Annotated in this window: 19 protein-coding genes; 12 read left to right on the plus strand and 7 right to left on the minus strand. The window is 68.1% G+C overall.

Annotation, left to right across the window (positions count from 1 at the left end; all coding sequences use genetic code 11):
- The first annotated feature begins 4 nt into the window (after positions 1 to 4).
- Both FRZ32_RS12490 and ndk read left to right on the plus strand, forming a co-directional pair.
- Complete coding sequence (locus FRZ32_RS12490) at positions 5 to 1471, plus strand: leucyl aminopeptidase (protein ID WP_243445359.1); 1467 nt, start codon at positions 5 to 7, stop codon at positions 1469 to 1471.
- Between the two features lie 115 nt (positions 1472 to 1586).
- Positions 1587 to 2009: a nucleoside-diphosphate kinase gene (ndk, locus tag FRZ32_RS12495; protein ID WP_147043821.1), complete on the plus strand. Its 423-nt coding sequence runs from the start codon at positions 1587 to 1589 to the stop codon at positions 2007 to 2009.
- Positions 2010 to 2049: 40 nt separating this feature from the next.
- Here the strand turns inward: ndk and FRZ32_RS12500 are convergent, their stop codons facing one another.
- From FRZ32_RS12500 to purM, 3 genes are read right to left on the minus strand one after another with little or no spacing between them, the layout of a single operon-like run.
- A complete protein-coding gene (locus FRZ32_RS12500) occupies positions 2050 to 2670 on the minus strand; it encodes a hypothetical protein (protein WP_147043822.1) in 621 nt (206 codons plus the stop codon).
- On the minus strand, positions 2663 to 3262 hold the full coding sequence (gene purN / locus FRZ32_RS12505; protein WP_147043823.1) for a phosphoribosylglycinamide formyltransferase: 600 nt from the start codon (positions 3260 to 3262) through the stop codon (positions 2663 to 2665). The genes FRZ32_RS12500 and purN overlap by 8 nt, the downstream gene beginning before the upstream one ends.
- Positions 3255 to 4349, minus strand: coding sequence for a phosphoribosylformylglycinamidine cyclo-ligase (gene purM, locus FRZ32_RS12510; RefSeq protein WP_147043824.1), 1095 nt, complete (start codon positions 4347 to 4349; stop codon positions 3255 to 3257). Before purM ends, purN begins: the two co-directional genes overlap by 8 nt.
- Positions 4350 to 4542: 193 nt before the next feature.
- Between purM and FRZ32_RS12515 the strand changes: the two genes are divergently transcribed.
- Genes FRZ32_RS12515 through FRZ32_RS12530 form a run of 4 tightly spaced genes read left to right on the plus strand, consistent with a single transcriptional unit; the run spans position 4543 to position 10021 of the window.
- On the plus strand, positions 4543 to 5766 hold the full coding sequence (locus FRZ32_RS12515; RefSeq protein ID WP_147043825.1) for a heavy-metal-associated domain-containing protein: 1224 nt from the start codon (positions 4543 to 4545) through the stop codon (positions 5764 to 5766).
- Positions 5767 to 5773: 7 nt separating this feature from the next.
- Positions 5774 to 6394: an HdaA/DnaA family protein gene (locus FRZ32_RS12520; protein WP_147043826.1), complete on the plus strand. Its 621-nt coding sequence runs from the start codon at positions 5774 to 5776 to the stop codon at positions 6392 to 6394.
- Positions 6387 to 8549, plus strand: coding sequence for an RNA degradosome polyphosphate kinase (locus FRZ32_RS12525; protein ID WP_147043827.1), 2163 nt, complete (start codon positions 6387 to 6389; stop codon positions 8547 to 8549). Before FRZ32_RS12520 ends, FRZ32_RS12525 begins: the two co-directional genes overlap by 8 nt.
- An 8-nt stretch (positions 8550 to 8557) precedes the next feature.
- Complete coding sequence (locus tag FRZ32_RS12530) at positions 8558 to 10021, plus strand: Ppx/GppA family phosphatase (protein ID WP_147043828.1); 1464 nt, start codon at positions 8558 to 8560, stop codon at positions 10019 to 10021.
- Here the strand turns inward: FRZ32_RS12530 and FRZ32_RS12535 are convergent, their stop codons facing one another.
- A complete protein-coding gene (locus FRZ32_RS12535; protein WP_147043829.1) occupies positions 10022 to 10309 on the minus strand; it encodes an I78 family peptidase inhibitor in 288 nt (95 codons plus the stop codon).
- The gene (rnd, locus tag FRZ32_RS12540; RefSeq protein ID WP_147043830.1) at positions 10306 to 11490 is read right to left on the minus strand and encodes a ribonuclease D; all 1185 of its coding nucleotides are present in this window, start codon (positions 11488 to 11490) and stop codon (positions 10306 to 10308) included. Before rnd ends, FRZ32_RS12535 begins: the two co-directional genes overlap by 4 nt.
- A 106-nt stretch (positions 11491 to 11596) precedes the next feature.
- On the opposite strand from rnd, the gene aspS reads away from it, so the two are divergent.
- Both aspS and FRZ32_RS12550 read left to right on the plus strand, forming a co-directional pair.
- Positions 11597 to 13414, plus strand: a complete 1818-nt coding sequence (gene aspS, locus FRZ32_RS12545) for an aspartate--tRNA ligase (protein WP_147043831.1) — start codon at positions 11597 to 11599, stop codon at positions 13412 to 13414.
- A 21-nt stretch (positions 13415 to 13435) separates the two neighbouring features.
- A complete protein-coding gene (locus FRZ32_RS12550; RefSeq protein ID WP_147043832.1) occupies positions 13436 to 14203 on the plus strand; it encodes a polyphosphate kinase 2 family protein in 768 nt (255 codons plus the stop codon).
- Positions 14204 to 14250: 47 nt separating this feature from the next.
- Here the strand turns inward: FRZ32_RS12550 and greB are convergent, their stop codons facing one another.
- A complete protein-coding gene (gene greB, locus FRZ32_RS12555; protein WP_147043833.1) occupies positions 14251 to 14739 on the minus strand; it encodes a transcription elongation factor GreB in 489 nt (162 codons plus the stop codon).
- A 110-nt stretch (positions 14740 to 14849) separates the two neighbouring features.
- Positions 14850 to 16874, minus strand: coding sequence for a lytic transglycosylase domain-containing protein (locus FRZ32_RS12560; RefSeq protein WP_147043834.1), 2025 nt, complete (start codon positions 16872 to 16874; stop codon positions 14850 to 14852).
- A 105-nt stretch (positions 16875 to 16979) separates the two neighbouring features.
- Here FRZ32_RS12560 and dapA point away from each other — a divergent pair, with 105 nt between their 5' ends.
- The 4 genes from dapA (at position 16980) to FRZ32_RS12580 (ending at position 21039) form a co-directional block, all read left to right on the plus strand.
- Positions 16980 to 17855, plus strand: coding sequence for a 4-hydroxy-tetrahydrodipicolinate synthase (gene dapA, locus FRZ32_RS12565; protein ID WP_147043835.1), 876 nt, complete (start codon positions 16980 to 16982; stop codon positions 17853 to 17855).
- Positions 17856 to 17899: 44 nt separating this feature from the next.
- Positions 17900 to 18382 (plus strand): SsrA-binding protein SmpB, encoded by a 483-nt coding sequence (gene smpB / locus FRZ32_RS12570; protein WP_147043836.1) that lies wholly within the window; start codon positions 17900 to 17902, stop codon positions 18380 to 18382.
- Positions 18375 to 18932 carry a DUF2062 domain-containing protein gene (locus tag FRZ32_RS12575; protein ID WP_147043837.1) on the plus strand — a complete coding sequence of 186 codons (558 nt, stop codon included), beginning with the start codon at positions 18375 to 18377 and terminating at the stop codon, positions 18930 to 18932. Before smpB ends, FRZ32_RS12575 begins: the two co-directional genes overlap by 8 nt.
- 61 nt (positions 18933 to 18993) lie before the next feature.
- A complete protein-coding gene (locus FRZ32_RS12580) occupies positions 18994 to 21039 on the plus strand; it encodes a M13 family metallopeptidase (RefSeq protein ID WP_147043838.1) in 2046 nt (681 codons plus the stop codon).
- The last annotated feature ends 4 nt before the right edge of the window (positions 21040 to 21043 follow it).

Here is a 21043-nt window from a genome sequence, read left to right on the forward strand (position 1 = left end):
CGTGATAAAAGCAAGTTTCGCCGCCACGCGCCCGGAAGGCGCCTATGCGCTCGCCGTGACGGTGGGCCGCGACGACATGCTGCACGACCGGCTGGCCTTCCTTCCCGAAGCGCCGCGATCGCTCGTCGTGCGCGCGGCGGAGGCGCAAAGGTTCGAACGCGATCCCGGGACGGTCGCGGAAACCTTCATCGATGACGACGGCGTGGCGCGCCGGGTGCTGCTGGTCGGAATCGGCGGCGCCGGCGATGATGCGGCCGGGGAACGGGCCGGCTCCGCGCTCGCCGCGCGGCTGCTCCTGTCGGGCGAGGCGACGCTCGTGGTCGATGCCCAGGGGCTCGACGCTGCGACCGGCGCCAAGCTCGCCTTCGGCGCCTCGGCGCGTTCCTGGCGCTACGATCATTATCGCACCAAGCTGCCGCGCAAGCAGAAGCCGACGCTGGAGGAGATCGTCGTCGTCGGCGCCGGCGCGGGGGCCGAAGACGCCTTCGCGAGCGAAGCGGCGCTGCTGGCCGGGCTCGATCTCACCCGCGCGCTGGTCAGCGAGCCGGCGAACATCGTCTACCCGGAAAGCTTCGTCGAGCGCGCCCGCGCCGCATTGGAGCCGCTCGGCGTCGCCTTCGAAGTGCTCGACGAGGCCGCGATGAGGGAACTCGGCATGGGCGCGCTGCTCGGCGTCGCCCAGGGATCGGTGCGGCCACCGCGGCTGCTCGCGATGCGCTGGAACGGCGGCGGCGATGAGGCGCCGGTCGTGTTCGTTGGCAAGGGCATCACCTTCGACACCGGAGGCATCTCGATCAAGCCCGCTGCCGGCATGGAGGCGATGAAGTGGGACATGGGCGGCGCCGGCGCGGTCACCGGCGCGATGATGGCCCTCGCCAGCCGCAAGGCGAAGGCGAATGTCGTCGGCGTCTGCGCGCTCGCCGAGAACATGCCGGACGGCAATGCCCAGCGCCCCGGCGACATCGTCACCTCGATGTCGGGCCAGACGATCGAGGTCATCAACACCGACGCCGAAGGGCGGCTCGTCCTTGCCGACGCGATGACCTGGGCGCAGCGCCAATATCAGCCCAAGGTGATGATCGACCTCGCGACGCTGACCGGCGCGATGATCATCAGCCTCGGCCACGAATATGGCGGCCTTTTCGCCAATGACGACGATCTCGCCGCCAAGCTCGCCGACGCGGGCCGGGCGAGCGGCGACAAATTGTGGCGGCTGCCGATGGGCGACGCCTATAACAAGATCATGGATTCGCAGATCGCCGACATGCGTAATGCCGGCTCGCGCGATGCCGGATCGATCACCGCCGCCTGCTTCCTCGGCCGTTTCGTCGACGAGGGAGTGAAATGGGCCCATCTCGACATTGCCGGCATGGTCTGGGCGGACAAGCCCGGCACGCTCTACGACAAGGGCGCGACCGGCTATGGCGTCGCGCTGCTGAACCGGTTCATCGCCGACAATCACGAGATTTAGGGTCTCTCTCGCCGCTGAGCGGGGGAGGGGCACCAGGCCCGCTTGCCCTTCTGGCGCGCGCTCACTAGAGAGCGCGCGATTCTTCCCACATCATTCACGGAGCTAGAGAGCCGTCATGGCCACGACACGCACCTTTTCGATCATCAAGCCCGACGCGACGCGACGCAACCTCACCGGCGCGGTGACCGCGATGCTCGAGGAAGCCGGCCTTCGCGTCGTCGCCTCCAAGCGCATCCGCATGACGAGGGAGCAGGCGGAGGGCTTCTACGCCGTCCACAAGGAGCGGCCCTTCTTCAACGATCTCGTCGCCTTCATGACGTCGGGCCCGGTGGTGGTCCAGGTCCTCGAAGGCGAGAATGCGGTCGCGCGCAACCGCGAGGTGATGGGCGCGACCAATCCGGACGCCGCCGACGAGGGCACGATCCGCAAGACCTATGCGGAATCGATCGAGGCCAATTCGGTCCACGGCTCCGACAGCGACGAGAATGCGAAGATCGAGATCGACTTCTTCTTCAAGCCCGAAGAAATCGTCGGCTGATCTGAATTCCTCCCCATCGCTCCGCGGCGGCGGGGAGGATTCAACGGCCCTGGCGTTCGCGCCAGATCGCGTCGAGCCGGGCCTGTCCGCGCCCGGGCGCGATCGTCTCCACGCGCGAAAGGCCGCGCAGCCGGATCCGGTGGCCGCCGAGCAGGCCGCCGCCCTCGATCCGGTAGCCGAGATCGTAGATCGCCGTGTCGCGGTGCATCGCGCCGGCGGCATAGAAGCGCGTCGTGAGCAGCACGGGCAGGCGCGCGTCGCCAAGCGTCTCGTCGCCGTCCCCACGTGCGCGCAGCAACGGCCGTTCGAACCAGCCCGCGTCGATCCGGGGCTCGCTCAGCGTCTCCACCGCCGGCACGCCGAGCGCGGCGGGGAGGGACATGGTCTGGCTCTGGATCGCCTGGCCGGAATCGGCGGGCGAGAGGGTCAGCACGCGGCCCTCGCGATCGGTCTGCCCCCGAAGGAGCAGGCTTTGCGCGGCGCTTGATGCCCGCGCGCGCTCGGCGGCCTTGTCCGCTTCCGCGCCGGTCCGCGTCTTGTAATTGTTCCAGAAGGTGAGGATCGATACGATCAGCGCGGCGACGCCGACGACCTCGGCGAGCGTGAGCCAGCGCCACCGGCGCTTCGCCGTCGCCTTGTCCGCCGGATCGGCCTCATCCATTCGCGGTCTCCCCCCGCAACGCGATCACATATTGCTCCAGTGCGATCGGATAGAGCTTGTGCTCTTCCTCCAGCACGCGCGCGGCGAGGCTGTCGGGATCGTCGCGCGCCTGGATGCGGACCCTCGCCTGGGCGATCACCGGCCCGGCGTCGAGGTCGCGCGTCACGACATGGACCGAGCAGCCGCCATATTCGTCGCCGGCGATCAGCGCGCGGCGGTGCGTGTCCAGGCCCTTGTAGAGGGGCAGCAGCGAAGGATGGATATTGAGAATTCGCGCCTCCCAGGAATCGACGAACTCATCCGAGAGCAGGCGCATATATCCGGCGAGCGCGATCAGCTCGACGCCGGCCTCGCGAAGCGCCGCGTCGAGATGTCTGTCGAAGTCGCTGCGCTCCATGCCGCGATGGCTCATCGCCCAGGTCTTGAGACCGAGCCGGCGCGCCGCCACCAGCCCGCGCGCCTCCGGCACGTTCGAGGCGACCAGCGCGATTTCATAGGGCCGCGTCGGATCGCGCCGCTTATATTCGGAAATCGCGACCATGTTGGAGCCGCGCCCCGAAATCAGGATGCCGACGCGCATCTTTTCAGGCATTGAAGGTGGCGCCCCACGCCGCCCGCCCGCTCCAGTGTCCCGGCCCACCCGCCACGGTGCAGCCGCGCGGGCCGGCGGAGACACGGCCGATTTCGAACAAGGTCTCGCCCTGCGCCTCGAGCGCGGCGCGCACGGCGTCCGCGTTCGTCGGATCGACGATCAGCACCATCCCGATTCCGCAGTTGAAGGTCCGGGCCATCTCGCCAGGCTCGATATTCCCCTGCGCCTGGAGGAAGGCCATCAGTCGCGGCTGAGGCCAGCTGCCGGCATCGATCCAGGCGTGGAGCCCGTCGGGCAGAACGCGCGGGACATTCTCCAGCAAACCGCCGCCGGTGATATGCGCCAGCGCCGCGATCTTGCCGGCGCGGATCACCGGCAGCAGCGATTTCACATAGATTCGGGTCGGCGCGAGCAGCGCGTCGATCAGCAACACGTCCTGGTCGAACAGGGCCGGGCGATCGAGCTTCCAGCCGCGATCGGCCGCAAGCCGCCGCACCAGCGAGAAGCCGTTCGAATGGACCCCAGAGGCGGCGAGACCGAAAATGAGGTCGCCGGCCTTCACCTTGTCGCCGGTCAGCGCCTCGCCGCGCTCCACCGCGCCGACGCAGAAGCCGGCGAGATCATAGTCGCCGGGCGCATACATGCCCGGCATCTCGGCCGTCTCGCCGCCGATCAGCGCGCAGCCGGCCTGCCTGCATCCATCGGCGATGCCAGCGATCACCGCCTCCGCGACGCCGGGCTCCAGCTTCCCGGTCGCGAAATAATCGAGGAAGAAAAGCGGCTCGGCGCCCTGCACGATGAGGTCGTTGGCGCACATCGCGACGAGATCGACGCCGACGCCGTCATGCCGTCCGCTGTCGATGGCGAGCTTCAGCTTGGTCCCGACCCCGTCATTCGCGGCGACGAGCAGCGGATCGGAATAGCCGGCCGCCTTGAGATCGAAGAATCCGCCGAATCCCCCAAGCGAGGCATCCGCGCCGGGCCGGGCCGTCGCTTTTGCGAGCGGCGCGATCGCCTTCACCAGCGCATTGCCGGCCGCGATATCCACGCCGGCTTCGGCATAAGTGTAGGATTTATCCTCGCTCAAGGGAACGCGCCTCTCCGATCCGGGTGCCTCGATACGGCCTTTCGACTTCGTTCGACGCCTACCCGGCGTGAGCGGCAAATGCGAGAAAGCCGCTCATCCCGGATAGCCGGCGAGCCTGTCGAACCGGCGTATCCAGGGACGCCTAGCCACAACCCGCTTGGATTTCCACGCCCGACTCGCCAAAAGGCGAGCCGTGACGCGTTCCCGCCGACTTTCCCTGCTCGCGATTCCGCTCCTCGCCGCGCTCGGCGGTGTGGGCGCGCTCGTCTATGCGCAGCTCGACGGCGCGGACCGCGGCATCGCGCCGATCGATTCCACCTCGAACTTCGAGGTGGACGGGATCGACGTGGACGTCTCCGCGCCCTCGGGCGAACAAGCCCGCTACGAAGGCTGGCGGCGCGCCCAGCTTCAGGGATGGAAGATGCTGTGGGCACGCACCACGGGCCATCCGATCGCGCAGGCGCCGAATCTGTCCGATTCGGTGCTCAACGGAATCGTCGCCGGCATCGTGATCCAGCAGGAACAGATCGGGCCGCATCGCTACATCGCCCGGCTCGGCGTGCTCTTCGATCGCGCCCGCACCGGCCAGATGCTCGGCGTCCCGGGGTTGGTGCGCCGCTCGGCGCCGGTGCTGGTGCTTCCGGTGATGACGACCGGATCGACCGCCTACAGCTTCGAGTTCCGCAACGAATGGCAGCGCGCCTGGGCGCAGTTCCGCACCGCGTCGAGTCCGATCGATTATGTCCGCACCTCCGGTCTCGGCATCGATCCGCTGCTGCTCAACCTCGATCAGGCGGGCCGTCGCGGGCGCGGCTGGTGGCGCATGATCCTCGATCAATATGGCGCGGCCGATGTCGTCATCGCCGAGGTGTCGCTGCAGCGCCTTTACCCGGGCGGCCCCGCGGTTGGCACCTTCACCGCGCGCTTCGGGCCCGATGCCGCGCTGCTTGGCCGATTCCAGCTGCGCGCCGCCGATTCGAGCCAGATTCCGGCGATGATGGACGAAGGCGTAAGGCGCATGGACGCCATCTACGCGCGCGCGCTCGACGCCGGGCTGCTTCATCCTGATCCGAGCCTCGTCATCGTCCAGCCCGCACCGCCGCCCGTCGCCATCGACAACACGCTTGCCGTCGAGGACACCAATGTCGAGGTGACCCCTGCGCCGATCCCGGTCGGTCCCGTGACCACCTATAACGTCCAGGTGGACACGCCCGACGCGGCGGCGGTCCAGCGGGCGGAGATCGGCGTTTCCCATGTCCCCGGCGTCACCTCGGCGCTCACCACCAGCCTCGCGCTCGGCGGCACGTCTGTGATGCGGGTGACCTTCGCCGGCGATTCGGCCGCCTTCCAAGCCGCCTTGTCCGCTCAGGGCTGGCGGGTTTCCGGGTCTGGCTCGACCCTCAGGATATCGCGGTAGGCCGGCCGTGAACCAGATAGCGCTGCCGCTCGACTGGCCGGTGGCGGACCGCGAGGAGGATTTCCTCCTGTCCGATTCGAACCGCGTCGCCTTCGATCACCTGCGCCGCTGGTCGCTCTGGCCCGTCATGGCGACCCTCGTCACGGGACCGCGCAAGTCCGGGCGCAGCCTGCTCGGACGAATCTTCGCGCGCAAGACGGGCGGCCGCCTGTTCGACGATGCCGAACGTCAGGACGAAGAGGCGCTGTTCCATGCCTGGAACGAGGCGCAGGAGCGCCGCAGGCCGCTCTTCATCGTCGCCGATGCGCCGCCGCCAGCCTGGGAGATCGCGCTTCCCGATCTCAAGTCGCGCCTGGCAGCGACTCCGCACGTCGAGATCCTTCCGCCCGACGACGCGCTCATCGCCCAGCTCATTGTGAAGCTGCTCGGCGATCGCGGCATCGCGGTTTCGAACGAGATCGCCGACTATCTCGTGCCACGGATCGAGCGCAGCCACGTCGCCGTGCTCAGCGCGGTGGATATCCTTGACCAGGCCATGCTGTCACACCATCGTCGCATGACTGTCCCATTGGCGAGGCGCGCGCTCGAAGAAGCGCGGATGGTTGGCCGGTCGAGGATCAATGTCTGACGCTCTTAAAGCCGTTGCGAACGATCCGGCAGCGCCGGAGCCCGGCCACCTCTACTTCAATCGCGAACTGTCGTGGCTCTCCTTCAACCGTCGCGTCCTGGAGGAGGCGTCGAACGAGGCGCATCCGCTGCTCGAACGGCTCCGCTTCCTTTCCATTTCCGGCAACAATCTCGACGAATTCTTCATGGTCCGCGTCGCCGGGCTCAAGGGGCAGCAGCTCGCCGGGATCGAGGAATTGTCGGCCGACGGTCTGACCCCGGCGCAGCAGCTCGCGGCGATCGCCGAGGAAGCGGATGCGCTGACCGCCGCGCAGCAGGCGGTGTGGCGCGATCTGCGCGCGCGGCTGCGCGAGGCGGGCTTCGCGGTCTTGGGCGAGGACGAGTTGTCGGCCGAGGACGTCGCCTGGCTCGACGATCATTTCCGCGAGCATGTCTTCCCGGTGCTGACGCCGCAGGCGATCGATCCGGCCCATCCGTTCCCGTTCATCCCGAACAAGGGTTTTTCGCTGGTCTTCGATCTTCGGCGGATCGCGGATGACGAGCCGATCCAGGAATTGCTGATGGTGCCGGCGACGCTGCCGCGCTTCGTGCGCCTGCCGGGCGAGGGTGTGCGCTATATCGCGATCGAGCGGCTGATCCGCCGTCAGGTCGCGATGCTCTTCCCGGGCTACGAGCTGCTCGGCGGCGGCGCCTTCCGGATCATCCGCGACAGCGACATCGAGATCGAGGAGGAAGCGGAGGATCTTGTCCGCTTCTTCCGCAGCGCGATCAAGCGCCGCCGCCGCGGCCGGGTGATCCGCCTCAAGCTCGATGCCGACATGCCGGACGATCTCGTCGCGCTGGTCCGCGAGGGCCTCGATGCGAGCGAGGCGCTGATCACGGAGTCGACCGGCTTCCTCGGCATTGCCGACCTCGCCATGCTCGTCGAGGAGGACCGACCCGATCTCAAGTTCACCCCGTTCACCGCCCGCTTTCCCGAGCGCATTCGCGAATATGGGGGCGACTGCTTCGCCGCGATCCGCGCCAAGGACATTGTCGTTCACCACCCCTATGAGAGCTTCGACGTCGTCCTCGCCTTCCTCCGCCAGGCCGCCGAGGACCCCGATGTCGTCGCGATCAAGCAGACGCTCTATCGCGCAGGCAAGCAGAGCGCGGTCGTCAACGCGCTCATCGCCGCCGCCGAAGCGGGGAAATCGGTCACCGCGGTGATCGAGCTCAAGGCCCGGTTCGACGAGGAGCAGAACCTCATGTGGGCGAACGCGCTGGAACGCGCCGGCGTCCAGGTCGTCTACGGTTTCATCGAGTGGAAGACCCACGCCAAGATGTCGATGGTCGTGCGGCGCGAAGAGGGGAGCTACCGCACCTATTGCCACCTCGGCACCGGCAACTACCATCCGGTCACCGCCAAGATCTACACCGACCTCAGCTTCTTCACCGCCGATCCGCGTGTCGGCCGCGATGTCAGCCACGTCTTCAACTTCATCACCGGCTATATCGAGCCCGGCGCGCTTGAGCTGCTGGCGATGTCGCCGATGACGCTCCGCGACCGGCTCTGCCAGCAGATCGACCGCGAGATCGCGAATGTCGCCGAGGGCAAGCCGGGCAATATCTGGGCGAAGCTGAACTCGCTCGTCGATACGAAGGTGATCGACCGGCTCTACGAAGCGAGCCGCGCGGGCGTCGTGATCGAACTGGTCGTGCGCGGCATCTGCTGCCTCCGGCCGGGCGTGCCGGGCCTTTCCGAGAACATCCACGTCAAGTCGATCGTCGGCCGTTTCCTTGAGCACAGCCGGATCTGGGCGTTCGGGAACGGCGCGGCGCTTCCAAACCGCAAGGCGAAGCTGTGGATCAGCTCGGCGGACTGGATGCCGCGCAATTTCGACCGCCGCGTGGAATTCGCGCTGCCGATCGAAAATCCCACCGTCCACGCCCAGATCCTCGATCAGGTGATGGTCGCCAACATCATCGACAACGAGCAGAGCTGGAAGCTCAACCCCGACGGATCAAGCGAGCGCCTCCATCCGGCGCCCGGCCAGAAGTCGTTCAATCTGCATCATTATTTCATGACCAACCCGTCGCTTTCGGGCCGTGGCGAGGCGATCCATGCGAGCGGCGCGGTTCCGAAGAAGTTGCACCTCCCGCGCGCGCCCCACTAAAGCGGGCCATGTTCGCTTCCGCGCCGGTCGCAATCATCGACATCGGATCGAACTCGGTCCGCCTCGTCGTCTATTCGAATGCCGGGCGAATCCCCTCGATCATCTTCAACGAAAAGGTCATGGCCGGGCTGGGCCGCGACGTCGCAGAGACCGGCGCGCTGGGCGATGCGGCGCGGCAGCGCACGCTGGCGGCGCTCGATCGCTTCCGCTTGCTGATCCGCCAGATGGGTGTCGTGCGCACACGCACGGTCGCCACCGCCGCCGTGCGCGAGGCATCGAACGGCGCGCAATTCCTTGCCGAGATAAGGGAGCTCGGCCTCGATCCGGTGATCCTTTCGGGCGAGGCGGAAGCGCGGCTCGCGGGGCTGGGCGTGATTTCGGGGATTCCCGATGCGGATGGAGTTGCCGGCGATCTCGGCGGCGGCAGCCTCGAGCTCGTCGAGGTGAAGGGGGGCGCTGCGCGGCGCGCGGCCTCGCTCCCGCTTGGCGTGCTGAAGCTCCCGGCCATCGCCGGTCGCGGCGGCGCCTTTGCGCGCGAGGTGGCCAGGGCGATCGACGCCGCCGGCTTCAAGGACGCGGCGAAGGGCCGGCCCTTCTACATGGTCGGCGGCAGCTGGCGCGCGCTCGGGCAGCTCGATCTGGCCCTGACGGCCCACCCGTTGCCGATCGCCCATCAGCACGTCATGCCGCCGGCCCGCGCCGCCGACCTTTACGCGAAGCTCGGCCGCATCGCGAAGGACCGTCTGCGCGCCATGCCCACGATCTCGTCGGGCCGGGTGCCGAGCCTGCCCGCCGCGGCCCGCCTGCTGTCGGCTCTCGTCCATGCCTTGAACCCGAAGGCCCTTGTCGTTTCCAGCTTCGGCATCCGCGAGGGCCTGCTCTACGACTCTCTCGATCCGGACACGCGCGCGAAGGACCCGCTGATCGAGGCCACGCGCGAGGCGGGGGCGGGGCTCGGCCGTTTCGCCCAGCATGGCGACCTGCTCGATGCCTGGATCGCGCCGGCCTTCGACGATAGCCCCCGCCAGGCGCGCCTGCGGCTCGCCGCCTGCCTGCTTTCGGACATCGCCTGGGCGGCGCATCCGGATTTCCGGGCCGAGCGCGGCATCGACATGGCGCTGCACGGCCATTGGGTAGCGATCGACGCGGCCGGCCGGGTGATGCTCGCGCAGGCCCTGTTCTGCGCGTTCGGGGGCGGCCGGGCGCTTCCCTATCCGGCGATCGCAGCCTTGTGCGCGCCCGAGGAGCTGGAGCGCGCGGCGGCCTGGGGCTATGCGATGCGGCTCGGCCAGCGGCTGAGCGGGGGCGTTGCCGCCGGGCTGCGGGGCAGCCGGCTGGAGCGCGAGGGCGGAACGCTGAGGCTCGCCATCGGTCGTCCGGATGCGCCCCTGGTCAGCGAAATCGTCGAGCGGCGCCTGAAGACGCTCGCCGGCGCGCTCGGCCTTGCGCCGGCGATCGCGATCGACCCCTGATCAGCCGCAGCTGATCCGCGCGACCTTGCCAGCGTCGTCGAGCGAGATGTCGAGCCGGTCGGCGCGATAATCCATCGTCACCGCCTGGCCCGGCCGGATCCAGCGCACGGTCCGCAGCCCGGTGAGACGCAGCGCCTCGGCCGCAAGCTCGGCGGTGCCCGCACGGCCGACCAGGCCCTGCGCCGCGTCGGCCGAACATTCGCCGACCGCGCCATGGTGCGGCCCCTCGTCGGTCGTCCCCGCGCAGGCGGCGAGCGCGCCGAGCGCGAGCAGCGCGATCATCCTCATTCCGCCGCCGCCTCCGCTTCGGTCCGGGTCATCACCAGCTTGCCGCCGCGGATCGCGAAGGCGAGCCGGCCTTCGACCAGATCGAGCGCGTCGCGGCCGAATTCCTCGAACCGCCAGCCCTGGAGGATCGAAAGACCCTCGCGGCGCCCGGCGGCGAGCAACTCCAGCTCTTCCGACCGAGCGACCAGCCGGGGCGCGACATTGCTCTCGCGCGCGCGAATCTTGAGCAGGAGCTTCAGGAGATCGGCGACCAGCGCGCCCTCGCGCCCCAGACCGGGCCCGCGATCCTCGCGCGCCGGCATCTCAGCCGCGGAGAGCGGGGACGCCGCTGCCAGCGCATCCATCATCCGCGCGCCGATATCGTTCGCCTTCCATGCCGCGGAGAGGCCGCGCACCTTGCCGAGCGCGTCCTGATCGGCCGGCGGATGGGTGGCGATGTCGGCGAGCGTCTCATCCTTCATGATCCGGCCGCGGGGCAGGTTCTTCTGCCGCGCCTCGATCTCGCGCCAGGCGGCGAGCGACTTGAGACGGCCGAGCACCTCCGGCTTGCGGCTCTGCACGCGCACCTTCTTCCAGGCGAGCGCTGGATCGTTCATGTAATTGGCGGGATCGGAAATGCGCTCCATTTCCTGGTCGAGCCAGGCGCCGCGCCCCGTGCGCTTCAGCTTTTCCAGCATCTTCGGGAACAGCTCGGCGAGGTGCGTCACATCGCCGATCGCATAGTCGATCTGGCGCTTGTCCAGCGGCCGGCGGGCCCAGTCGGTGAATCGCGCGCCCTTGTCGAGGCTTCGGCCCAGGAGCGATTCGACGAGGTTCGAATAGCCGACCTGCTCGCCCAGCCCCAGCGCCATCGCCGCGATCTGGGTGTCGAACATCGGGTGCGGGGTCGTGCCGGTCAGGTTGAAGACGATCTCGATATCCTGGCCGCCGGCGTGGAAGACCTTCAGCACCTCCTCATTGTTCACGAGGAGTTCGAGCAAGGGCGACAGATCGATCCCCTCCGCCTTGGGATCGATTGCGGCGGCCTCCTCCCGGCTGGCGACCTGGAACAGGCACAGGTCGGGCCAGTAGGTGTTCTCGCGCATGAATTCGGTATCGACCGCGACGAAATCGGAGCGGGCGAGACGCTGGCACAGCTTTTCGAGAGACTCGGTGTCGGCGATGAGAGGATGGACGTGCATTGGCGGCCCTCATAACGATGCCGCATCGCTTGACAAAGCGTCGCGAGTGACGCGAAGCGCCTCGCCACGCACTTTTCCACAATTATCGAACCACGAAAGCACTCAGATGCACGCCTACCGGACCCACAATTGCGGCCAGCTTCGCGAAACCGACGTCGGGAATCGCGTCCGCCTTTCGGGCTGGGTGCACAGGAAGCGCGACCATGGCGGCGTGCTCTTCGTCGACCTGCGGGACCATTATGGCCTCACCCAGATCGTGTGCCGCGCCAATAGCGAGCCGCTGGCGGTGCTCGAACATCTGCGCGCCGAATCGGTGGTGACGATCGAGGGCGAGGTCGTGTCGCGCGGGCCCGGGGCGACCAATCCGAACCTTCCCACCGGCGCGATCGAGGTCGTGGCGGACAGCGTGACCGTCCAGTCCGCCGCCGAGGAACTGCCGCTCCCGGTCGCTGGCGAGGCGGACTATCCGGAGGATATCCGGCTTCGCTACCGCTACCTGGACCTGCGGCGCGACCGGCTTCACGCCAACATCCTGCTCAGGAGCCAGGTGATCGCCTCGATCCGCCGGCGGATGATCGACCAGGGCTTCACCGAATTCCAGACCCCGATCCTGACCGCCTCCAGCCCCGAAGGCGCGCGCGACTATCTGGTGCCGAGCCGGGTCCATCCGGGCAAGTTCTACGCGCTCCCGCAGGCGCCGCAGATGTTCAAGCAGCTGATCATGGTCGCCGGTTTCGACCGCTATTTCCAGATCGCGCCCTGCTTCCGCGACGAGGATGCGCGCGCCGATCGCTCGCCGGGCGAATTCTACCAGCTCGATTTCGAGATGAGCTTCGTGACCCAGGACGATGTGTTCGAAGCGATCGAACCGGTCCTGTCCGGCGTGTTCGAGGAGTTCGCGAACGGCAGGAAAGTGACGCCCGCCGGCCAGTTCCCGCGCATCCCCTATCGCGAGGCGATGCTGAAATATGGCTCGGACAAGCCGGATCTTCGCAACCCGATCCTGATCTCGGACGTGTCGACGCATTTCGAAGGATCGGGCTTCGGCCTGTTCGCCCGCATCGTCGGCGATGGCGGGGTGGTCCGCGCCATTCCGGCCCCGAACACCGCGGAAAAGAGCCGCAAGTTCTTCGACGACATGAACGAATGGGCACGCTCCGAAGGCCATGCCGGTCTCGGCTACGCCACCCGCAAGGGCGGCGAATGGGGCGGCCCGATCGCCAAGAATCACGGCGAGGACAAGATGAACGCGCTCGCCGACGCGCTCGGCCTCGGCCCGGACGACGGCCTCTTCTTCGCCGCCGGCAAGGAAGCGCAGGCGGCCAAGCTCGCCGGCGCCGCGCGCACCCGCGTCGGCGAGGAGCTCGGCCTGATCGCCCAGGACCGCTTCGATTTCTGCTGGATCGTCGATTTCCCGATGTACGAATATGACGAGGAGGCGAAGAAGGTCGATTTCAGCCACAACCCCTTCTCGATGCCGCAGGGCGGGCTCGAGGCGCTGGAGACGAAGGACCCGCTCGACATCCTCGCCTATCAGTATGACATCGTCTGCAACGGCGTGGAGCTGTCGTCCGGCGCGATCCGCAACCACCGCCCCGACATCATGTACAAGGCGTTCGAGATCGCCGGCTATTCGCAGGCGGACGTCGACACGAATTTTGCGGGCATGATCAATGCCTTCAAGTTCGGCGCGCCGCCGCACGGCGGATCGGCGCCCGGCATCGACCGCATCGTCATGCTGCTCGCCGGCGAGCCCAATATCCGCGAGGTCGTCCTCTTCCCGATGAACCAGAAGGCCGAGGACCTGATGATGAACGCGCCGGGCGAGGTGACCCCGAAGCAGCTGCGCGAGCTTCACATCCGCCTGGTGCCCCCTTCCGGGACGGCCCCGAAGGATCCGGCCAAGGTCGTGGCGCCGGAATGAGCCTCCTGTTAGGGTCGGGCCATGGCGATCGACCTTAGCGATTATGAAGCCGGCGAGGGCTATGACGGCGATTATGGCGCCGACCTCGCCGGCCTGCAGGATCGGATCGCGCACCTGCTCGTCTCGGCGATCCTGCACCGGCGCAAGGCGATCATCGCGATCGAAGGCTGGGATGCGAGCGGGAAGGGCGGGGCGATCCAGCGGATGGTCGCGAAATGCGACCCACGCGCCTTCCAGGTCCATCCGATCGCCGCGCCAAGCGCCGAGGAGAAGGCGCATCACTATCTGTGGCGATTCTGGACCCGGCTGCCCGCCGCCGGCACCGTCGCGATCTTCGACCGGACCTGGTACGGCCGCGTCCTCGTCGAGCGGGTCGAGGGGCTTGCGAGCGAGGCTGAATGGCGGCGCGCCTATGACGAGATCAACGAGTTCGAGGCGCAGCTCGCCGCCGACGGCGTCGCCATCGTCAAGCTCTTCTTCCACGTGACGCAGGAGACGCAGGACAAGCGCCTGAAGTCGCGCCTCGATCACCCCTGGAAGCGCTGGAAGGTCAACGAGGAGGATTTCCGCAACCGCGACCGGCGTCCCGCCTATCTCGACGCGATGGCCGAGATGTTCGCGCATACCGACACGCGCTGGGCGCCTTGGACGGTGATCGACGGCAACAACAAGAAATCCGCGCGGATCGCGGCGCTGACCCGTGTCGCCGATGCGCTGACCGAGGCATTTCCGGCCGAACCGCCGCCGATGAGCGAGGCGCTGGAGACACTGGCGCGAAGGCTCGGCTGAGCGGCGGATTCCTCGGCCCGCGCGCAAATCCGTTTCGGCCCGATCTTCTAGCCGCCTGGCGGATAGGCGATCGCGATCACCTCATAATCCTTGGTGCCGCCCGGCAGCCGCACGCTCCGCACATCGCCCACCGTCGCGCCGCGCACCGCGCGGGCGAGCGGGGAATGCCAGCTGATCCGGCCGGCCCCGGCGTCCGCCTCGTCCTCGCCAACCAGGGTCACGATCCGCTCATTGTCGTCCTCGTCGGCGAGCGTCACCGTCGCGCCGAACCAGACGCGCCCCTTGTCCGGCTGGAGCGCGGGATCGACGACCTTGGCCTCCTTCATGCGGCGGGCGAGGAAGTTGATCCGGCGGTCGATCTCGCGCAGCCGGCGGCGGCCATATTGATAGTCGGCATTCTCCGAACGGTCGCCGTTCGAGGCCGCCCAGGCGATCGTTTCGAGCAGCTTCGGCCGTTCGCCGGCGAACAGCGCCTCATATTCCTCGCGCAGCCGGCGGAAGCCCTGAGGGGTGATGTGATTGACGCGCTCCGCCATGGTCGACCACTACGTCATTCCCGCGAAAGCGGGAATCCCGCTTCATTCGCGGCGCCGGAGAAGAAAGGAAGCCGGCCCCCCGCTTTCGAGGGGGGGACGGAAAGGAGTGGCTAACCCGGCCGCCGCCCGATGAAGGCGGAGATCCGCCCGCGCGGCCCGCCGCGGCTGTTCGGATCGAGCATGTCATAGACGACCGTATTCTCGATCACGCGCTGAACATAGTTGCGGGTCTCGGCGAAGGGGATGTCCTCGATCCAGGCGATCGGATCGACGCCGGGCATCCTCGGATCGCCATTCGCCGCGACCCAGCGCCGGACATTGCCGCTGCCGGCATTATAGGCGGCGGCGACGAGGATCGCGCTGCCGCCCCATTCGTTCATCAGCTCCGACAGGTGATGCGTGCCGAGCATTACATTATAGTCGGGATCGCCGGTCAGCCGGGACAGATCGTAGGACAGGCCGACCCGGCTGGACGCCTGGCGCGCCGTCCCGGGCATCAGCTGCATCAGCCCGCGCGCGCCGGCGGAGCTCACCGCGGTGCGCTCGAACGAGCTCTCCTGGCGCATGATGCCATGGGCGAAGGCCCAGTAGCGGCTGTAGGCGGGCGGGATCGAGACGTTGGGAAAGGCGCCGGTGGCGTAGAAGCTGTCGCCGTCGCCGCGCGCCTCGCGCGCCGCCCAGACGCCGAGGTCGAGCCGGCCGATCGAGCGGCCGAACTCGCTCGCCACCTCGCGCTGGCGATCGTCGTCGAGCTGATCGGCGAGCGCGCGCACGAACAAGGTCTGATCGGCCCGGTTGCCGGTGGAGCCGAGATAGCGGATCGCCTGGACGAGCGGGCGGGCGTCGAACGCGGCGCGCTCGGCCGGGGTCGCCGGCGGCTGCGCGGAGGGCGGCGGCGCGGTCTCGCCGAGCCGTTCCAGCGCGAGCTGTCCGTAGAACTGGTCCGGGCTCGACGCCGCCTGTCGGAACAGCGCGCTCGCCGCCTCGGCATTGCCGGCAGCGGCGGTCGCCCGGCCGGCCCAGAAAAAGCCCTTCGCCCGCGTTTGCGAGGAAGCGGCGCCGCGGCCGTAGCGTTCGAACATCCCGGCGGCATCGGCATTGCGCCCGAGCCGGAGCGCCGCCCGCCCGGCGAGCCAGGTGAGATCGGTATATTTGTCGCGCTCGCCATAGGAGCGCGTGGAAACGTCGGTCCCGGCGGGGAAGAGATCGTCGACCTGGCTCGCGATCTGATAGGCGGTCGGCCATTGCCCGTCATTGGCCGCGCCGCGCGCCATGACGAGCATCGTCTCCATGAACTTTTCCGGATTGGCGGGCAGCCGGCTGAGCTGGCGACGCTGCGCCATCAGCTGGCGGGCGCCGGCCGAATTGGTGGTATTGCGCATCCAGTTCGCGCGATCGACGAGAAGGCCGGGGTCGCCGGCCCCGTCGGAGCCGAGCGCCGCGAGCCGTGCCGCCGCGTCGCTGGCGCGGGTCTGGAGCGCGAGGCGGGTCTCGAACACCGGACGCCGCGCCGCCGACACCAACGCCATCGCGCGCGCGGCGCTCTGCGTGTCGCCATTGCTCAGCAAGGCATCCATGCGCGCGTCATGATCGGCCTGGGTGAAGGTCGGGCCGAAGGCGCCGAGGATACGCTGCTCGTCGGGAAGCGTCAGCACGCCGCCGGTCCAGGCGGCCAGCGCCTCGCGCCGCGCATCGTCACGCCGGCCGGTCGCCATCAGGGCGAAGGCATAGCGCGCATGGCCGGTATTGGTGAGCGGCGGGAAGACCGTGAAGAAGCGGACGATCTCGCCCGGGTTCGCGACCGACGGATCGGCCTGGCGCTCGGCGGTCCGCCGCATCGCCGCCTCGCCGGGCCAGCCGCGATGGCCGATCAGGAAGGAGGCGTAGGAGGTGAAGGGCAGGCTGTCGCTCTGCCTCAGGCTGTTCCAGCGGGCGATGTCCACCGCGATTGCGGGCGCCGGCCGCGCGAGCTCGGCCGAGGTCTGGCCCTGGAGGCCCGTCTGAAGCAGGGCGGCGATCGGGAGCCAGGCGGCGCGCGCAGTCGCGTCCGAGGCAACATGCGGCGTCATCGCCGCGGCGGTGGTGGCGGCGATCGAAACGCCGGCAACAAGCAACAGGCCCGCTCTCTTCTGCACGCTGGACAGGATAGTGCCCCCCTCCTTATCAGACCCTGAACATCCGCGTGGATGATCGCCACGGCACCTTAAGGCAGACGCGGCGCGGATTTGAAGGAGCCTTTCATGTTTAAAGGGTCGATTCCGGCTCTGGTGACTCCCTTTCGCGACGAAGCGTTCGACGAGGCCGTCTTCCGCGCGTTCGTCGGATGGCAGATCGACGAGGGAAGCCACGGACTGGTCCCGTGCGGCACGACTGGCGAGGGGGCCACGCTCGATTCGGCCGAACATGCCCGCGTCGTCGCGGCCTGCGTCGAGGTCGCGGCCGGTCGTGTCCCGGTGATCGCCGGCTGCGGCTCCAACGACACCCGCCACGCCATCGCGCTGACCAGGGCGGCGAAGGATGCGGGCGCCGATGCCTCGCTGCACGTTCCGCCTTATTACAACCGGCCGAACCAGGAGGGCATCTACGCCCATTTCGCCGCGATCGCCGAGGCGGTCGACCTGCCGATCGTCCTCTACAACGTGCCGTCGCGCACGATCACCGACATCAGCGTCGAGACGATGGAGCGGCTTGCCCGCATCGCCAATGTCGTCGGGGTCAAGGACGCGACCGGCAATCTCGCCCGCGTTTCCGCCCAGCGCGCCGCCTGCGGGACGGATTTCGCCCAGATTTCGGGCAATGACGACATGGCGCTCGGGTTCATGGCGATGGGCGGGGTCGGATGCATCTCCGTCACCGCCAATGTCGCGCCGCGGCTGTGCGCCGATTTCCAGAATGCATGCATGGACGGGCGCTGGGACGACGCCCTCGCGCTTCAGGACCGGCTCTATCCGCTCCACGCCGCCTTGTTCAGCGACGCCTCGCCGGGCCCGGTCAAATATGCGGTAAACAAGGTCCGTCCCGATTTCCTGCCGGGCCTGCGCCTGCCGATGACCGCGCCGTCCGAGGCAAGCCGCCGCGCCGTCGATGCGGCGCTGGCCCATGCAGGGCTTGTCTGACGCCGCTTTCCTTCGCGGGTGCGAGTGCCTATCTCACCTGTCCTATGCCCCGCCCCAAACCAGAGACATTCGACAAGAAGAAGATCGTCGCCGAGAACCGGCGCGCGCGCTTCGATTATGCGATCGAGGACAAATATGAGGCCGGCATCGCCCTGACCGGCACCGAGGTGAAATCGCTTCGCTTCGGCGAGGGATCGATTGCGGAAAGCTATGCCGAGGTCGACGAGGAGGAGGTGTGGCTGGTCAACGCCAACATCCCCGAATTCAGCCACGGCAACCGCTTCAACCACGATCCCAAGCGGCGGCGCAAATTGCTGCTTCACGAGCGGGAGATCGCGAAACTCCACGGCGCCGTCGCGCGGCAGGGCATGACCCTCGTCCCGCTCTCGGTCTATTTCAACAGCCGCGGCCGGGCGAAGGTCGAGCTCGCGCTCGCGAAAGGGCGCAAGGCGCACGACAAGCGCGACTATGAGAAAGAAAAGGACTGGAAGCGGGAGCAGGGCCGTCTGATGCGCCAGCATGGCTAGGTGGCGCCTGCCGGGCTGGATCGCCCGCCACATTCCGACGCGCGAGTCGATCGAGAAGCACCGGCTGCTGCGCCCCTTCGCGCATCATCTGGGCAAGCCGGACCTTTGGCATTTCAACCACCGGTCGGTGCCGCGCGGGGTCGCGATCGGGCTCGGCATCGGCGTCATCATCCCGTTCATGCATACGTTCGTCGCCGCGATCTTCGCGATCCCCGCGCGCGCCAATGTCGTCCTCGCCGCGGCCTTCACCCTTGTCGTCAACCCGCTGACCATCCCCCCCATGTACTGGGCCGCCTATCGGATCGGGCGGTGGGAGCTGCATTACGACGCGCTCGTCACCGATCCGGAGACGGCGCGCCAGGCTTCGGGCGAATTCGCCCGGCTGCTGTTCTGGATCCACGAGGCGTCCGGCCCGATCGCGCTCGGCATCGTGACGCTCGCCCTGTCCGCGGCGGCGATCGGCTATGTCGCGAGCGCGCTCGCCTGGCGCGCCTGGCTCTGGCGCCGCAAGCCGGCGGACGAGGCCGGCGCGCCCGCCGGAGAGATTTGAATGCAAAGGCGCTTTTGCTATCAGCGGCGCCATTCATGATCATCCCGAGAGGATAATTTTCATGCGAAAGCTGCCGCTGCTGCTCGCCGCCCTTGCCGCATCCACGTCGATCGCGGCTTATTCCGTCTCCGCGCAGACCGGCGCGCCGGCCGCGGCCGCCACCGACCGGCCGCAATATGGCACGTTCGGCTTCGATGAGGCGGGCATGGACCGGAACGTCGCGGCTGGCGACAATTTCTACGCTTTCGCCAACGGCAACTGGGACCGGACCACCGAAATCCCTGCCGACCAGAGCAATTACGGCGCGTTCAACGTGCTTGACGACCTGTCGCGCACCCGCACCCGTGCGATCCTTGAGGAAGCCGCCCGCACGCCGGGCAGCCGGATCGGCGATTTCTATGCAAGCTTCATGGACGAGGGCGCCGCCAATTCGGCGGGCATCCGTCCGCTCCAGCCGATGCTCGACGAGATCCGCGGCCTTACCGATCGCGCGCAATGGGCCGCCGAGCTCGGCAAGCTCGCCCGCTATGGCATGCGCGGACCGATCGGCGCGCGGATCGACAGCGACGAGCGCCACCCGGATGTCGAGATCGTCCACCTCTCCCAGAGCGGGCTCGGCCTGCCCGACCGGGACTATTATCTCAGCGAGGATCCGGCGCTTGCCGCGAAGCGCAACGCCTACCAGGCCTATCTCGCGCAGCTGCTGACGCTGGCCGGTGAACAGAATGCCGAGGCGCGCGCGGCCGCCGTCGTCGGCTTCGAGCGCGACATCGCCCAGGTCCAGTGGACCCGCGTCCAGAATCGCGACGAGGACGCGACCTACAATCGCTGGGCGGCGGGCGATTTCGCAACCAACGCGCCGGGCTTCGATTGGGCCGCCTTCTTCCGCGAATCGGGATTCGCCGACCAGCGCGAGCTGCTCGTCGCCCAGCCGACCGCCTTCACCGGCACGGCCCGCGTCATCGGCGCCGCGCCGCAGGCCGTGCTCAACGACTATCTGCTGCTGCGCGTCATCGACCGGATGGCGCCCTTCCTTTCGCAGAATTTCGTCGATGCGAATTTCGCCTTCCGCGGCACCGTGCTCAACGGCACCCCGCAGAACGAGGATCGCTGGAAGCGCGGCGTCGGGCTCGTCACCCGGATGATCCCGGACGACGTCAGCCGCATCTATGTCGAGCGCTATTTCCCGCCCGAGACGAAGGCGGCGGCGGACGAGCTGGTCCGCAACGTGATCGCTGCGATGGACCATCGGCTCCAGACTCTCAGCTGGATGGCGCCGGCGACTCGCGAGCGTGCCCGTGCCAAGCTTCGCGCCTTCACACCGAAGATCGGATATCCGAGCTTCTGGCACGATTATTCGTCGATCCGGATCAGCCGCACGAACCTGGTCCAGAACGTGCTCAACGCCGCCGAATGGGATTATAACAACGACCTCCACAAGCTCGGCCGGCCGGTCGACCGGCGCGAATGGGGGATGACCCCGATGACGATCAACGCCTACGCCAATCCGGTGTGGAACGAGATCGTCTTCCCCGCCGCGATCCTGCAGCCGCCCTTCTTCGATCCTCATGCCGACATGGCGGTCAACTATGGCGGGATCGGCGCGGTGATCGGGCACGAGATGAGCCATCATTTCGACGATCAGGGCAGCAAATATGACGAGCATGGCGCGCTCGTCGAATGGTGGACGCCGCAGGATCGCGAGAATTTCAACCGCCTGACCGAGGCGCTCGCGGCCCAATATGACGCCTACGAGCCGCTCCCCGGCCATCACGTCAACGGCCACCTGACCCTGGGCGAGAACATCGCCGATCTGGCGGGCCTCACCGTCGCCTACGAAGCCTATCATCGCGCGCTCGGCGGTCGGCCGGCGCCGGTGATCGACGGCCTGACCGGCGACCAGCGCTTCTACCTCGGCTGGGCGCAGGTGTGGCGGCGCAAGTATCGCGAGGCGAACCTGCTCCAGCGGCTCCTGACCGATCCGCATTCGCCGTCGGAACAGCGCGCCGCGGTCGTGCGCAATCTCGATCCCTGGTATTCGGCGTTCAACGTGCGCGCCGGCCAGCGCCTCTATCTCGCGCCCGACCAGCGCGTGCGGATCTGGTAGCGGC

This window comes from Sphingosinicella ginsenosidimutans (assembly GCF_007995055.1).
GTDB lineage: Bacteria > Pseudomonadota > Alphaproteobacteria > Sphingomonadales > Sphingomonadaceae > Allosphingosinicella > Allosphingosinicella ginsenosidimutans.